The 14,036-nt window shown below is 63.0% G+C and carries 11 protein-coding genes; 7 read left to right on the plus strand and 4 right to left on the minus strand.

What is annotated here, in order from left to right:
* Positions 1-10 precede the first annotated feature (10 nt).
* Genes pyrC through MGMAQ_RS02975 form a run of 4 tightly spaced genes read right to left on the minus strand, consistent with a single transcriptional unit; the run spans position 11 to position 3,487 of the window.
* Complete coding sequence (gene pyrC / locus MGMAQ_RS02965; protein WP_046020365.1) at positions 11-1,318, minus strand: dihydroorotase; 1,308 nt, start codon at positions 1,316-1,318, stop codon at positions 11-13.
* A complete protein-coding gene (locus MGMAQ_RS02970; protein WP_046020366.1) occupies positions 1,318-2,283 on the minus strand; it encodes an aspartate carbamoyltransferase catalytic subunit in 966 nt (321 codons plus the stop codon). Before MGMAQ_RS02970 ends, pyrC begins: the two co-directional genes overlap by 1 nt.
* 11 nt (positions 2,284-2,294) lie before the next feature.
* Entirely contained in the window at positions 2,295-2,462 is a 168-nt protein-coding gene (locus MGMAQ_RS20925) for a hypothetical protein (protein WP_158498758.1), read from the minus strand.
* Positions 2,459-3,487: an NAD(P)/FAD-dependent oxidoreductase gene (locus tag MGMAQ_RS02975; protein WP_046020367.1), complete on the minus strand. Its 1,029-nt coding sequence runs from the start codon at positions 3,485-3,487 to the stop codon at positions 2,459-2,461. Before MGMAQ_RS02975 ends, MGMAQ_RS20925 begins: the two co-directional genes overlap by 4 nt.
* A 77-nt stretch (positions 3,488-3,564) precedes the next feature.
* On the opposite strand from MGMAQ_RS02975, the gene tsaE reads away from it, so the two are divergent.
* The 7 genes from tsaE to MGMAQ_RS19215 all read left to right on the plus strand — a co-directional run bounded on the left by tsaE (position 3,565) and on the right by MGMAQ_RS19215 (position 14,033).
* The gene (gene tsaE / locus MGMAQ_RS02980; RefSeq protein WP_371258382.1) at positions 3,565-4,026 is read left to right on the plus strand and encodes a tRNA (adenosine(37)-N6)-threonylcarbamoyltransferase complex ATPase subunit type 1 TsaE; all 462 of its coding nucleotides are present in this window, start codon (positions 3,565-3,567) and stop codon (positions 4,024-4,026) included.
* A gap of 294 nt (positions 4,027-4,320) precedes the next feature.
* Positions 4,321-5,334 (plus strand): aminoglycoside phosphotransferase family protein, encoded by a 1,014-nt coding sequence (locus MGMAQ_RS02985; protein WP_046020368.1) that lies wholly within the window; start codon positions 4,321-4,323, stop codon positions 5,332-5,334.
* Positions 5,313-6,074: a nucleotidyltransferase family protein gene (locus tag MGMAQ_RS02990; RefSeq protein ID WP_046020369.1), complete on the plus strand. Its 762-nt coding sequence runs from the start codon at positions 5,313-5,315 to the stop codon at positions 6,072-6,074. The genes MGMAQ_RS02985 and MGMAQ_RS02990 overlap by 22 nt, the downstream gene beginning before the upstream one ends.
* A complete protein-coding gene (gene addB, locus MGMAQ_RS02995; RefSeq protein ID WP_046020370.1) occupies positions 6,071-9,031 on the plus strand; it encodes a double-strand break repair protein AddB in 2,961 nt (986 codons plus the stop codon). Before MGMAQ_RS02990 ends, addB begins: the two co-directional genes overlap by 4 nt.
* Entirely contained in the window at positions 9,028-12,465 is a 3,438-nt protein-coding gene (addA, locus tag MGMAQ_RS03000) for a double-strand break repair helicase AddA (protein ID WP_046020371.1), read from the plus strand. The genes addB and addA overlap by 4 nt, the downstream gene beginning before the upstream one ends.
* 93 nt (positions 12,466-12,558) lie before the next feature.
* Complete coding sequence (gene trxA / locus MGMAQ_RS03005; RefSeq protein ID WP_046020372.1) at positions 12,559-12,876, plus strand: thioredoxin TrxA; 318 nt, start codon at positions 12,559-12,561, stop codon at positions 12,874-12,876.
* Positions 12,877-13,034: 158 nt separating this feature from the next.
* Positions 13,035-14,033: a response regulator transcription factor gene (locus MGMAQ_RS19215; protein ID WP_052716077.1), complete on the plus strand. Its 999-nt coding sequence runs from the start codon at positions 13,035-13,037 to the stop codon at positions 14,031-14,033.
* The last annotated feature ends 3 nt before the right edge of the window (positions 14,034-14,036 follow it).

Consider the following 14,036-nt stretch of genomic DNA (forward strand, 5'->3'; position numbering starts at 1 on the left):
GGGAGCTCCGTCAAAATTGGAAAACCGTGCGTCCGTCGACCACGGTGCGCTTGGGCCGACCTTGGGTCAGGTAGCCATCAAAGGGGGTATTCTTGGATTTGCTGATCATATCGTCCCGGTCAATCTTCCAGGGTTTCTCCGGGTCGAAGAGCAAAAGGTCCGCCGGAGCACCTTTTGTCAGCCGCCCGCCGGTCAGGCCGAGCAGGTCGGCGGGCGCCGAGGTGATCAGGCGCAGTGCCTCGATCAATTCCAGATGACCGTTGCGGACCAGTTCCAAGGTGATGGGTAGCAAGGTTTCCAAGCCGATTCCGCCGTAGGCCGCCTGACCAAAGGGCAAGCGTTTGGCTTCTTCGTCTTCCGGTGCATGGTCCGAAGCGATCACATCAATGGTGCCGTCGCGCAGGCCTTCAATCACCGCAAGGCGGTCATCCTCGGTGCGCAAGGGCGGCGACAGCTTGGAGAAGGTGCGATAGTCACCCACCGCCAATTCGTTGAGGGCAAAGTAGAACGGCGCGGTGTCACAAGTCACTTGTAGGCCCCGGACCTTGGCGCGCCGAATCACGTCGATGGCCTCGCCGGTGGTCACATGGGCGAAATGCAGGCGTCCGCCGGTCAGCTCCAACAGCCGCAAGTCCCGCTCGATCATCATCACTTCGGCTTGGGGCGGAATGCCCACCAGGCCAAGGCGGGTGGCCATGGTCCCGGCATTGACCACACCGCTTCCGGCCAAGCCCGGTTCTTCGGGGTGCTGCACGATCAAGAGATCGAAGGTGGCGGCATATTGCAAAGCCCGGCGCATGGTCGCCGTGTCGGCAACGGGAACGGTCCCGTCGGTAAAGGCCACGGCTCCGGATTCCGCCAGCATGCCCATCTCGGCCAGTTCCTGCCCTTCCAGCCCCTTGGTCACGGCGCCATAGGGATAGACCTTGGCCAGCCCCAGCAGGCGGGCTCGGCGGGCAACAAATTCCACCACTGAGACATCATCAATGACCGGCCTGGTATTGGGCAGGCAGACCATGGAGGTCACGCCTCCGGCGGCCGCGGCGAGCCCGGCCGAGGCCAGGGTACCTTTGTGCTCTTCTCCCGGCTCGCGCAGTTGCACCCGCATGTCCACTAGCCCGGGGGAGAGAATAAGGCCCTCGCAATCCACCGTCTGAGCGTGGCTGGGTACACCGTCGGCAAACAGTCCGGGGCCCAGATCGGCGATGGTCTCGCCTTCGGCATAGAGGGTCCCCGGCTGATCCAGGCCGGTGGCCGGATCCATCAGCCGGGCGTTGACGTAAGCGGTGGGGGGCGGTGGAATATCGGTAACGGCCATCAGCCTGCTCCCTCGATCGGCGGCAGGTTATCGGTCAGCACCTCCAAGACCGCCATACGCACGGCAACGCCCATTTCCACCTGTTCACGGATCACGCTGCGACCAAAATCGTCGGCCACTTCCGAATCGATTTCGACGCCTCGGTTCATGGGACCGGGGTGCATGATCAGCGCATCCGGTTTGGCCATGGCCAGATTGTCGTAAGTCAGGCCGAAGAAGTGAAAATACTCACGGATAGACGGGAAATAGTTGGCCTGCATGCGCTCCCGTTGCAGGCGCAGCATCATCACGATGTCCACGTCCTTCAGGCCTTGGCGCATATCAAAAAAGACCTCGGCCCCCAGTTCATCGATACCCCGGGGGATCAGGGTTCGAGGCGCGATCAGCCGCACCCGGGCGCCCATGGTATTAAGCAGATGGATGTTGGAACGGGCCACCCGTGAATGGGCGATATCGCCGCAGATCGCCACGGTCAGGTTATCCAGGTGCCCGCGCCGACGGCGGATGGTCAGGGCGTCCAGCAGGGCCTGCGTGGGATGTTCATGAGCCCCGTCTCCGGCATTGATCACCGCGCCATGGACCTTTTCGCTGAGCAGCTTCACCGCCCCCGATTGATTGTGGCGCACCACCAGCACGTCGGGATGCATGGCGTTCAGGGTCATGGCCGTATCGATCAGGGTCTCGCCCTTTTTCACCGAACTGGTGGCCACGTTCATGGTGATCACATCCGCGCCCAGGCGCTGAGCCGCGGCGTCGAACGAGGTCCGCGTACGGGTCGAATCCTCGAAGAACAGATTGATGATCGTGCGTCCGTTCAGCAGGTCCTTTTTCTTGTTGGCCTGCCGATTCTGGTCCACGTAGGCTTCGGACTTGTCCAGAATCAGTGAAATTTCCGGCGGGGTCAGCCCCTCGATGCCGAGCAGATGACGGTGGGTAAAATGCATCGGGTCGATGGAATCGTTCATGGGCGCGCAGTCTACTCCGGGCGGTCGTTGTCGGCAACATGGCGTAGCATGCCCATTTGCCAAAATAGTCTTGCCGCTTTCCGCCCCATGGTGGGAGGCAGCGCCCGAACAACCGAGAGCGCCAGCCCGCCCAAGGGGCCATGGGGCACCAGCGCGACCCTTTGAGTTTCAGCCTTCATGCGTGGGGCACGCCCAGCGAGGTGGAATACTCGAAATGCAGGGCCTCGTCCGGATAGACCAGATCGCGCACCGCATGGGCGGCCATGGCCGCTTCGGAGAACCCGCACAGAATCAATTTGAGCTTATGCTCATAGGTCGCCACATCGCCGATGGCGAAAATTCCCGGCTTATTGGTGGCCAGGGTTCCCGACTCCACGGTGATATGATGCATGTCCAGGTTCAGACCCCACTCGGCGATGGGGCCTAAGTCCGTGGCCAGACCGTAAAAGGGCAGCAGCACATCGGCATCGAGGCGGCGGATATCCCCATCCAGGGTCTTGACGTTCACCGCCGACAGGGTGCTGCCCTCGCCCTCAAGGGAATCCAGTTGGTAGGGCACCACCAGTTCCAGCTTGCCCGTGCCGTCTTCCGACAGGGCTTTCAGGCGTGCGGCGCTTTCCGGCGCGGCGCGGAACTTGGGGCGCCGGTGCACCACATAAATCTTTTCCGCCAGTTCATGCAGCGACAGGGCCCAATCCACCGCCGAATCGCCACCGCCCGCGATAACCACCCGCCGCCCGCGGAAAGCCTCGCGGCGGCTGACCATGTAAAAGACGCTGTCGCCTTCGTACTGCTCGATATTCGCCAAGGGCGGACGATTGGGTCCGAAGGCGCCGGCTCCGGCGGCGATGATCACCGCCTTGGCGTCGATTCGGGTACCCTTTGAGGTCTCCAGCAAGAAGCGTTCGTCGTCGGTGCGGACCAGCTTTTCCACGCGCTCGCCCAGGTGATAAACGGGATCAAAGGCCGCGGCCTGTTTTTCCAGGTTGGTCACCAGATCGCCGGCCTGAATGGCGGGCAAGCCGGGAATGTCGTAAATGGGTTTTTCCGGATAAAGAGCGGAAAGCTGTCCGCCGACCATGTCCAAAGGGTCGATCACGTGACACGTCATTTTCAGCATGCCGCATTCGAACACGGCGAACAAACCGGTGGGACCGGCACCGACCACGGCGACATCGGTGACATGGATGGCGGGCTGCGACATACAGACTTCTCCCTTGTATTGACCTGCCGTACCATGACCGCCCAAGCCCACGGGATCAAGAGAGGACAAGCAAAAACATGACCGGGATGTCGCGCACCATCCATTTGGCCGACGAGGCCGCCACGCGAGCCCTGGCATCGACCTTGGCGGAGCGGGCCAAGCCGGGCGACGTCATCGCCTTATCGGGGACCCTAGGCACTGGAAAAAGCGTTTTTGCCCGAGCGTTCATTCATGCGCGGGGCTGCCGCGAGGAAGTTCCCAGCCCGACCTTTACCCTGGTCCAAATTTATGACCTGCCCGACGGCGCCATCCATCATTTCGACCTCTATCGTCTGGCGGCCCCGGATGAGGCCTGGGAGCTGGACATCGAGGATGCCTTTGCCGAGGGAATCAGCCTGATCGAATGGCCGGAGAATCTGGGCAGCCTGCTGCCCCCGGCGCATCTGGCTCTGCGGCTGGAAATGGGTGAGGCCGAGAGCGCACGAAAAGCCATCCTCGCCGGTCATGGGGACTGGCGGGATCGGCTAGAAGGGCTGTAACGGGAATCGTTACTTTTTAGCCGCGCGGCTCATCAGGAAATAGACGAATCCAATGACGATGACCACGGTAGTGGCCACGGTCCCCAATCCGAAAAATAGCGCTTCGTTAAAGCTGACGACTTCCTGCATGATACCCTCTCCTTTCGAATGTCTGCCATTGCGGATAGCCCCAGCATATCAACAAACAAGTAGTCCGCCAACAATTTGTTATAGTGTACCCGTTCTCCGGCGTTGCCCCCTGGGCTTGGGCTGGGTACAAACGGTTCACGAAGGCGGTACAAGAGCGGGGAGCCGGTGACCAGAGATCAGACCATTACGCAGTTCCTCGACCGTGCCGGTTGGCACGATGCCGATCGGCGCCCGCTGGCCGATGACGCCTCGTTCCGCCGCTATGATCGTGTGACCCTGGGCGAGCGCCGCGCGGTGCTCATGGATGCGCCTCCGGACAAGGAGGATGTGCGGCCGTTTCTACGGGTGGCAAGGCATCTGACCGGCCTGGGACTCTCGGCCCCGGAAATCTTCGCCGAAGAGGCGGATCACGGCCTGCTGCTGCTCGAAGATCTGGGCGATGATACCTATACCCGGCTACTGGCCAGGGGGGGCGACGAGGAAGCACTCTATGCCCTGGCGGTGGACCTGCTCATTGCCCTGCACCGCCATGCGCCCACCGAGAGCCTGTTTGACGGCCTGCCGCCTTATGACGACGAGACGTTGATGACCGAGGCGTTGTTGTTGCCCGACTGGTACAGTGCCGCACAACAGGGCACGGCACCATCGGACAGCCTTCGGGACTCCTACCGAAAAGCTTGGATGAAAGTCCTGCCCCGGGTCCGCCTACAGCCCGACACATTGGTGCTGCGCGACTATCATGTGGATAACCTGCTGCAATTGCCGGATCGCGACGGGGTGGCCGCCTGTGGCCTGTTGGATTTTCAAGATGCCCTGGCCGGCCCCCCGGCGTATGACGTGATGTCCTTGTTGGAGGACGCCCGGCGGGACATCGCCCCCGACCTTAAACAACGCATGCTGAATCGCTATGGAGCCGCCTTCCCGGCGCTTGACCGGGCGGCCTTCGAGACCGCCTTCACCATTCTCGCCGCCCAGCGCCATGCCAAGGTTATCGGTATCTTCACCCGACTCTGTGTGCGCGACGGCAAGCCGGTCTATCTATCCCATATTCCAAGGGTCTGGCGGCTATTGGAAGCGGCGCTGGAGCATCCGGCTCTGGCCCCGGTCGCCCAATGGGTGGATACTCATATTCCGCCGAGCCAAAGAGGGATTCCCCCATGTCCGCACGCGACACCATGAAACCCCTATCCCACGGCATGGTTCTGGCCGCCGGATTGGGCCTGCGCATGCGACCAATCACCGAGACTCTTCCGAAGCCTTTGGTGCGGGTCGCCGGGCGGACCATGCTCGATCACGCCATTGACCGGATGATCGAAGGCGGGGTCGGCAACGTTGTGGTGAATATGCATTATCTGCCGGAACAGGTGGAATCGCATATGGCCGGCCGCGATGACCTGGCTGTCACTCTGTCCGACGAGCGCGGCCAATTGCTGGAGACCGGCGGTGGCGTGGCCAAGGCCCTGCCTTATCTGGATGACGGATCGGGGAGCGGCTTTTTCGTCGCCAATTCCGATACCTTGCTGCTCAATGGACCCATACCGGCCTTGGCCCGCATGGGCGAAGTCTGGGACCCCGACAACATGGATGCCTTGCTGCTGGTGCATCTGTCGGCCCATGCCTTCGGCTATGACGGAGTCGGCGATTTTCTGGTCGATCCCGTGGGTCGGTTGGAGAGGCGCCCGGAAGGTGAAGTGGCGCCTTTCCTGTTCACCGGGGTGCAAATCCTCCACCCGCGTCTGTTCAGCAATGTTCCCGAGGGGCCTTTTTCCCTCAACCTGCTATATGACCGGGCCATCGAATCCGGGCGGGCCTTCGGGATCGTTCATGACGGAGAATGGTTCCATGTGGGCACTCCCGATGCCCTGAACGAAGTGGAAGTCTTCATGGGGCAGCGCTTCCCTGAAAGCCGCCGCCGGTGAGCGAGGCGCCCTCCCGCGTCCTGACCATCGGCGCCGGGCGCCCGTTCGTCGATGCCCTGGCCGCTGGATTGTTGCATCAAACCGATGGCGACCCGGCTATCCTCGCCGACAGTCTGGTTCTGCTCCCCACGCGCCGCGCCTGCCGTGCCCTGCGCGATGCCTTCCTGCGTCAGGCCGGAGGACGTCCGTTGCTATTGCCCCGGCTGCGCCCCTTGGGGGATGTGGATGCCGATGAGTTGGCCCTGGGAGACGATGGCGAGTCCTTGGGCCCCGCCATGGCCGATCTGCCACCCGCCATTGATCCGTTGCGACGACTGCTGTTGTTGACGCGCCTCGTTCAGGGACTTGAAGGGCCGGAGGCAGCGCCGGACCGGTCGGCACGGTTGGCCGCCGAACTGGCGCGGTTGCTCGATCAGGTACAGACCGAACGGTTGGATTTCGCTCGATTGGAGTCTCTGGTGCCCGACGAGTTCGCCGTCCATTGGCAACAGACTCTCACGTTTTTATCCATACTGACCAAAACATGGCCTTCGGTGCTGGAGGCCGAGGGAACATTGGACCCCGCCGACCGTCGCAATCGCTTGATGGCGGCGCAATTGACAACCTGGACTGACCACCCTCCGGCTGGACCGGTGATCGCCGCCGGCACCACCGGGTCCGTCCCGGCCACGGCGGACCTGCTGGCCCATGTGGCCGCCATGGACAAGGGGTTGGTGGTTCTGCCGGGTTTGGATCGCACACTGGATGAGCCGACCTGGGCCGCCCTTGATCCCCCCCATCCCCAGTATGGGCTGAAGAAGCTTCTGGACCGATTGGGCCTGGAGCGGGCAGCGGTGGCCGACTGGCCACAACACGAAGCCACACCCCAGCATGCCACTCCCGATCGCCAGGGATTGATCCATGAGGCCCTGCGTCCCGCGACCACCACCGAGGCCTGGCGCGACGTGACACCGCCGGATTCCAGGCTTCTGGACGGTGTTCGGCGCATCGACTGCCCAACACCCAAGGAAGAAGCCGCGATCATCGCCTTGCATCTGCGTGAAAGTCTGGAGGCCGTGGAAACGGGGCAGACCGCCGCCCTGGTCACCCCCGACCGTGCCTTGGCCCGGCGGGTGGCCGCCGAACTGCGGCGCTGGGGGGTGGAGATCGACGATTCGGCGGGGTTGCCGCTGGATCAGACGGCGCCCGGCGGTTTTCTGCGCCTCACCGCCCGAATGGTGGCCGAGGACTTTGCGCCGGTGGCCTTGTTGGCGGCACTCAAGCACCCGCTGGCCGCTGGAAATCAGTCAGTCGGAGCGTTCCGCCAATCGGTGCGACGCATGGAGCGCGAGGGCCTGCGGGGCCCCCGACCCGAAGGCGGGTTGGCGGGGCTGCGCGCGGCCTGCCCCGAGTCGGCTCTCGTTATTGACCATATGGAAAAAAACGGGCATTCCTTCAGTAGCCTGTTTGATGGCGGTGCTCATTCCCTGTCCAATTTATTGCGCGCCCATGTGGCCCTGGCCGAGGCCCTGGCCGCGACCGACGAACAACCCGGTGCCGACCGTCTATGGGCGGGAGAAGCGGGTGCCGCCCTGGCAGATTTTGTCGCCGATCTGGATCAGGCGGCGGATGTGCTTGAACCCTTGGCCGCCAACCGCTATCCGGCGCTGTTGGATGTGCTGATGGCTGGACGGGTGGTGCGCCCGCAACGGGGGCAGCATCCGAGACTGGCCATTCTCGGTCCGTTGGAAGCCCGGCTGCAACGGGCCGACCTGCTGATCGTCGGGGGACTGAACGAGGGGGACTGGCCCCCCGAGACCCAGGCCAACCCCTGGATGAGCCGTCCTATGATGGAACGATTCGGACTGCCCCTGCCGGAGCGGCGCATTGGCCTGTCGGCCCACGATTTCGTGCAATGCTTTTGCGCCGCCCGGGTGGTGCTCACCCGCAGCCAGCGGGTGGACGGCACCCCAACGGTACCTTCGCGCTGGCTGCTGCGTCTGGAAACCCTGCTCGGCGGCGGCGAAGGCGAATCGGTGCTGCATGGCGGGTTGGACTGGCTGCACTGGCAGGCCAAACTGGATGAGCCCGCCGCCTTCAGCCCCGGCGAACCTCCGGCGCCCAAGCCGCCGGTCTCGGCGAGACCGCGTCAATTGTCGGTGACCCAGGTGGAAACCTGGATGCGCGACCCCTATGCGGTTTACGCCCGCCATATTCTCAAGCTGCGCGCCCTGGACCCGCTCGACGCCGATCCGGGCATGGCCGACTACGGCACCTTCATCCATGGGGCCCTGGATGCCTTTATCCGTCGATTCCCTCCGCCTGGATCGCTGCCCGAGGAGGCCGAGGCACATCTGTTGGACCTGGGCCGGGAGGCTTTCGGCAGTCACATGAACCGGCCCGGCGTCTGGGCCTTCTGGTGGCCTCGGTTTCAGCGCATCGCCGCCTGGTTCGTCACAGCCGAACAGGCCCGCCGGGATGCCGGGTTGCAGGTTTCCCATACGGAAATCAAAGGAACCTTGGTGGTAAACGGCCCGGTATACCCCTTCACCCTGACCGCCACCGCCGACCGTTTGGATCAATTGGCCGACGGGAGCCTTGCCTTGATCGACTACAAGACCGGCACCGTGCCCAGTCAAAAGGAAGTGGCCGCCGGATTCGCCCCGCAACTGCCCCTCGAAGGCGCCATCGCTCAGGCGGGCGGCTTTCCCGGCAAGGGAACGGTGTCGGCGCTGGAATACTGGGCCCTGCGCGGCTCGGCAAAGGAAGGCGGCAAAACCCAGGCCGCGGGCAAGGAGCCCGCTGGACTCATCCAAGAGGCTCTCGAAGGTCTACACAAGCTGGTGGGCACTTATCAGTTCCCCGAGGCGGCCTATCCGTCCATTCCCCGGCCCGACGTGGCACCGCGTTATAGCGACTATGAACATCTGGCCCGCCGTCGGGAATGGGCCACCAGCGACGTAGGGGATGGGGAATGAGCGTCGCCGACCCCAATATCGCCCAGGGACAAGCCGCCGATCCTGGCGCGTCTGTCTGGGTCGCCGCCTCGGCGGGCACCGGCAAAACCAAGGTGCTCACTGATCGGGTGCTCAACCTGCTGCTGACCGGCACGGCGCCCCACAAGATCCTCTGCCTGACCTTCACCAAGGCCGCCGCCGCCGAGATGGCCACCCGAGTAGCGGAGAAACTGGGCCTTTGGACCCGCGCCGACGAGGAAAGCCTGGAGAAAGATTTGGCCAAGCTGCTGGGTCGCGCGCCATCAATGGGGGAACGCGTCCGGGCCCGGCGGTTGTTCGCTCTGGTGCTCGACGTGCCCGGCGGTATGCGCATCGAGACCCTGCATGCCTTCTGCCAATCCGTGTTGCGCCGATTTCCCATCGAGGCCGGACTGGCGCCCCATTTTACCGTCATGGACGACCGCACGGCGGCGGAACTGCTGCTGGCCGCCCGCGAGGCCGTGCTGGCCCGAGCCCGAGCCGGAGGGGACGAAACCTTGAGCGAGGCCCTTTCGCTCATCACCGCGCGGGTGCATGAAACCTTGTTCCCCGAGTTGATGGGGGCCCTGGCCTCGGAGCGGGGCCGCTTGCGCCAGTTGCTGGACCGCCACGGCAATGACCTGGAACAGGTCAATGGGGCCCTTCGCGCCGCGCTCGACCTAAGGGAAGGCGAAACCCCCGAGTCTCTGATTGCCGATGCCTGCCAGGATGAGGCCTTGGATCTGCTAGGATTGCGGCTTGCCGTGGAAGGATTGACCAAAGGGTCAAAAACCGATGCGGATCGGGCGCGCACCCTGGGCGATTGGCTGGCCCGGAGACACGATGATCGGGTACGGGCTTTTTCGGCCTATCGTGGCCTGTTCCTGACTCAGAAAGATCAACTGAAGGCTCAAAAGAGCATCGTCACCCAGTCGGCCATCAAGGCCGCCCCCGGCATCGACATGATCTTGATGACCGAGGCCGAGCGGATTTTCCAACTGGATGGTCGCATGAAGGCTGCCGGGGTGGCGCAAGCCACCGCTGCTTTGCTGCGCATTGGATCGGCCTTGCTCGATTTCTACGGCAGGCTGAAAGAACGCCGGGCGTTGCTGGATTATGACGACCTGATTCTGATGACCCGCGACCTATTGCGTCGGCCCGGTGTGGCGCCCTGGGTATTGTTCAAGCTGGACGGTGGCCTGGACCATATGCTCATCGACGAGGCGCAGGACACCAACCCGGAGCAATGGCAGGTGGTTGAGGCATTAACCGATGAGTTTTTTGCCGGAGACGGCGGCCGGGATGGTCGGCGCACGGTATTTGCCGTCGGTGATGCCAAGCAATCCATCTACAGCTTCCAACGGGCCGACCCGAAAGGCTTTGAACGCATGCGGGCGTTGTTCCGCCGCACCGTTCCCGATGCCGGACAGGAATGGCGGGAGGTGGACCTGACCGTATCGTTTCGCTCCACCCGGGCGGTGCTGGCAGCGGTGGATGCCATCTTTTCCCGCCCGACGGCGCGGGCCGGGGTCGCGCCCGAAGACATCGCCGTGCATCACGAAGCTTTCCGTGAAGACGCGGGTGGACTGGTGGAGCTTTGGCCACCGGTGACCCCGCGGGAGGAAGATCCGCCCACCGCCTGGAAACCGCCATTGGAACGCACCACCGGTGGGACGCCGCGTTCCCGTCTGGCCCGGCTGGTGGCCCGGCGTATCGATACAATGATCCATGGTGAGGTTCTGGAATCCCAGGCACGCCCTATTCATGCCGGAGATATTCTGGTGCTGGTCCGGCGACGCGGGGCCTTCGTGGAAGATCTGGTGCGCGAGTTAAAGCGCCTCGACGTGCCGGTGGCCGGTGTGGACCGCATGGTGCTGACCGATCAAATGGCGGTGATGGACCTGACCGCCCTGGGCGATTTCCTGCTGCTGCCCGATGATGACCTGACATTGGCGACGGTGCTCAAAGGCCCGCTGGGTGGCCTGAGCGAGGAAGACCTGTTCGACCTGGCCCATGATCGCCCCGGCAGCCTGTGGGCGGAACTGCGCCGACGGGCGACGGAACGCCCCAGCTTCAGCGTTGCGCACGAGCTTTTGACCGGCCTGTTGGCCAGAGCCGATTTTACGCCGCCCTTTGAACTGTTTGCCCATGTGCTCGGCCCGTTGGGGGGGCGCAAGAAGCTGCTGGCACGACTGGGCAGGGAAGCCGACGACCCGATCAACGAGTTTCTGTCCCAAGCCGCATCGTTCGAGCGGGATCATGTGGCGTCGCTACAAGGATTTCTGGCTTGGCTGCGGGCCGGGGACACGGAGATCAAGCGCGATCTGGAAAATGGCGATGGCCAGTCGGTCCGGGTGATGACCGTTCATGGCGCCAAGGGTTTGCAGGCCCCCATCGTGTTCCTGCCCGATACCTTGCAGGTGCCCGCCAAGACACCGGCCCTGCTCTGGCCGGGCGAAGGGGAGTCGCAACTGCTGTTGTGGGCCCCGTCCAAGGCCTCTAGCGATGCGGTCTGTGATCGAGAACGCGATCGGGTGGCCGCGGCCCGTGATGCCGAGTATCGGCGATTGCTCTATGTGGCCCTGACTCGGGCCGAAGATCGGCTCTATGTCTGCGGCTGGGAAACCAAGAATCGGGCGCCGGAAACCTGTTGGTACAATCTGGTCCGCGACGGTTTGGACGGTGTCGCCACGGCGCTTGAAGACCGCTTCCTGGCCCAGGCGCCGGAAACCGAATCGGCGGAAGTCTTGCGCTTGAGTTCGCCACAGACCGCCATCGTTGATGCCAGGGAAACCGGATCCGCCGTTTTGCCGCCTCTGCCCCTGCCCGACTGGGCGGAAGCACCGCCGCCTGATGAACCAGACCCACCGCGTCCGTTGATCCCATCGCGTCCCGATGACGAAGAACCGCCGGTGCGCGCCCCCCTGGGCCGCGACGGTGGCATCCGTTTCCGGCGCGGGCGTCTGATCCACCGGCTGTTGCAGGCGCTCCCGGATCTGGATCCGCAGGCGCGCGACGCGGCGGCCCGGCGGTTTCTCTCCGGCGCGGCGCGACACCTGAGCGAGGAAGAATGCCGCGAGATTATTGATGAAACCCTATCGGTTCTGGACCATCCGGATCATGCCGCCCTTTTTGGGCCGGGAAGTCGGGCCGAGGTGCCCTTGGCCGGACTGATAGGCGGGCGGGCGATCTCCGCCCAGGTGGACCGGTTGCTGGTCACCGAGGAGGCCGTATGGCTGGTGGATTTCAAATCCAATCGCCCTCCGCCGACCCGCGCGGAGGATGTGGCCCCTCTCTATCTGCGGCAAATGGCGGCCTACCGCGCGTTGTTGCGCGAGATCTATGGCGATCGTCCGGTCCATGCCATCCTGCTGTGGACCGACGGGCCAACCATGATGGCATTGCCCGAAGACCTGATATGCCGTTACGCACCTTGACGGGGAGGGTCCGGCTGCCTAGATTCGCACCAGATTCTTTTGTGCGACTCTCCGGGCCGCACCGGACCTCTTGTCGATGGATGGAAGAAACGCATGACCAAACAAGTCACCGATACCTCGTTCGATGCCGATGTGTTGAAATCCGGTACCCCCGTTCTGGTGGATTTCTGGGCTGAGTGGTGCGGTCCCTGTAAGCAGATCGCCCCGGCGCTCGAGGAACTGGACACCGAATTGGGCGAGAAAGTCATCGTTGCCAAGCTGAATATTGATGAAAACCCCTCGGTCCCAGCCAAGTACGGTGTGCGTGGTATTCCCACCTTGATGCTTTTCAAGGGCGGCGAGGTGGCGGCCACAAAGATCGGTGCCCTGCCCAAGGGCAAGCTTTTCGAATGGGTCGAATCCAACCTTTGACCCCCATTTTATCCCAAGAAAAAACCCCGCCCCTTCGGCGGGGTTTTTTCTTGGCTATGTAACGATTTTCGCCGCCTCTGTGATCCCTATCACTGTCTCCTTCCAGCCATGTGATATCATTTTGATATCGAAACGGTAAGCCTGAAAGGGGGCCCCCAATGATCCAGAAACGACCGAACAACGAACTCGGCACCCGGATCACCGTCGCTGGCGGCGAGGGGATCTCCTGGATGGGAATTCAGCAAGGGCAAGGCATTGATATGGAAAAGGTCTGCTGCCTGCTGGCCATGGGCAATGCCGAGATGCGGCGCATGGTACATGCGGTCCTGAGCCGTGAAGGAATGGGAGCCATCCAGGAATCCTGGGATGTGGAAACCACCGAAACCCAACTGAAAACAATGTCTCCAGACCTGATCATCGTGGACGCCGGGATCGCCGAATCCATGAGTGAAGCAACTCATATGGTCAAAAAATTGCGTCTGGCGGCGTTGTCCTCCAATCCCTATGCGGTGGTTCTGGCTTTGATGGCCAACCCGTCCTCCGAAGAGGTCATGGCCTGGGTCAATGCAGGGGTTGATGATCTGGTCGCACACCCCGTGTCCCCCAAGGTGCTGCTTGATCGCCTGTCCATTCAGGTGGAGGCGCGGCGACCTTTCGTCGTCACCAGCGAATATCTCGGGCCCGAACGGCGCAATCGGCAGCGCCCGGGCGTGAGTATTGAACAGATTGCCGTACCCAACACCTTTGGCGAAAAGGTGCGCGGGACCTATGACGGGGAATCCATCGACGAACAGATCTCTGACATGGTGAGCCACCTTCGTACCAGACGTGTGGAATGTCAGGCCGCGCGCATCTTGCAGATGATCAAGATCCTGCGGCCCATGTTCCAACAGCCCGAGGCCCATGACCTGCTGGTCAACCGCCTGCGGCAAATGGGGCTGATCATCCTCGAAATGGGGCGTCATCTGAGCAACACGCCCTATGAAGAGGTCAATGGGCTTTGCGCCACCCTGCACGGCCTGGTCAAACGCCTTGGCAGCGAAAAGCGGGATCCAGAAGATATGAAAAAGCTGGACGAGGCCGCGCGGAAGTTGGCCGTGGCCTTCAATATTGAGACCAGCGAGCCCCATCAGCCAATGAGTGCCGCCGCGGAATAGGCC

Origin of the sequence: Magnetospira sp. QH-2 (assembly GCF_000968135.1) — a bacterium.
Taxonomy (GTDB): Bacteria; Pseudomonadota; Alphaproteobacteria; order Rhodospirillales; family Magnetospiraceae; genus Magnetospira.

What these genes read in the sequence shown, in the direction of transcription:
- pyrC (WP_046020365.1), bottom strand. Translation starts at nt 1,318, where the DNA reads ATGGCCGTTACCGATATTCCACCGCCCCCCACCGCTTACGTCAACGCC.
- MGMAQ_RS02970 (WP_046020366.1), bottom strand. Translation starts at nt 2,283, where the DNA reads ATGAACGATTCCATCGACCCGATGCATTTTACCCACCGTCATCTGCTC.
- MGMAQ_RS20925 (WP_158498758.1), bottom strand. Translation starts at nt 2,462, where the DNA reads ATGAAGGCTGAAACTCAAAGGGTCGCGCTGGTGCCCCATGGCCCCTTG.
- MGMAQ_RS02975 (WP_046020367.1), bottom strand. Translation starts at nt 3,487, where the DNA reads ATGTCGCAGCCCGCCATCCATGTCACCGATGTCGCCGTGGTCGGTGCC.
- tsaE (WP_371258382.1), top strand. Translation starts at nt 3,565, where the DNA reads ATGACCGGGATGTCGCGCACCATCCATTTGGCCGACGAGGCCGCCACG.
- MGMAQ_RS02990 (WP_046020369.1), top strand. Translation starts at nt 5,313, where the DNA reads ATGTCCGCACGCGACACCATGAAACCCCTATCCCACGGCATGGTTCTG.
- addA (WP_046020371.1), top strand. Translation starts at nt 9,028, where the DNA reads ATGAGCGTCGCCGACCCCAATATCGCCCAGGGACAAGCCGCCGATCCT.
- trxA (WP_046020372.1), top strand. Translation starts at nt 12,559, where the DNA reads ATGACCAAACAAGTCACCGATACCTCGTTCGATGCCGATGTGTTGAAA.
- MGMAQ_RS19215 (WP_052716077.1), top strand. Translation starts at nt 13,035, where the DNA reads ATGATCCAGAAACGACCGAACAACGAACTCGGCACCCGGATCACCGTC.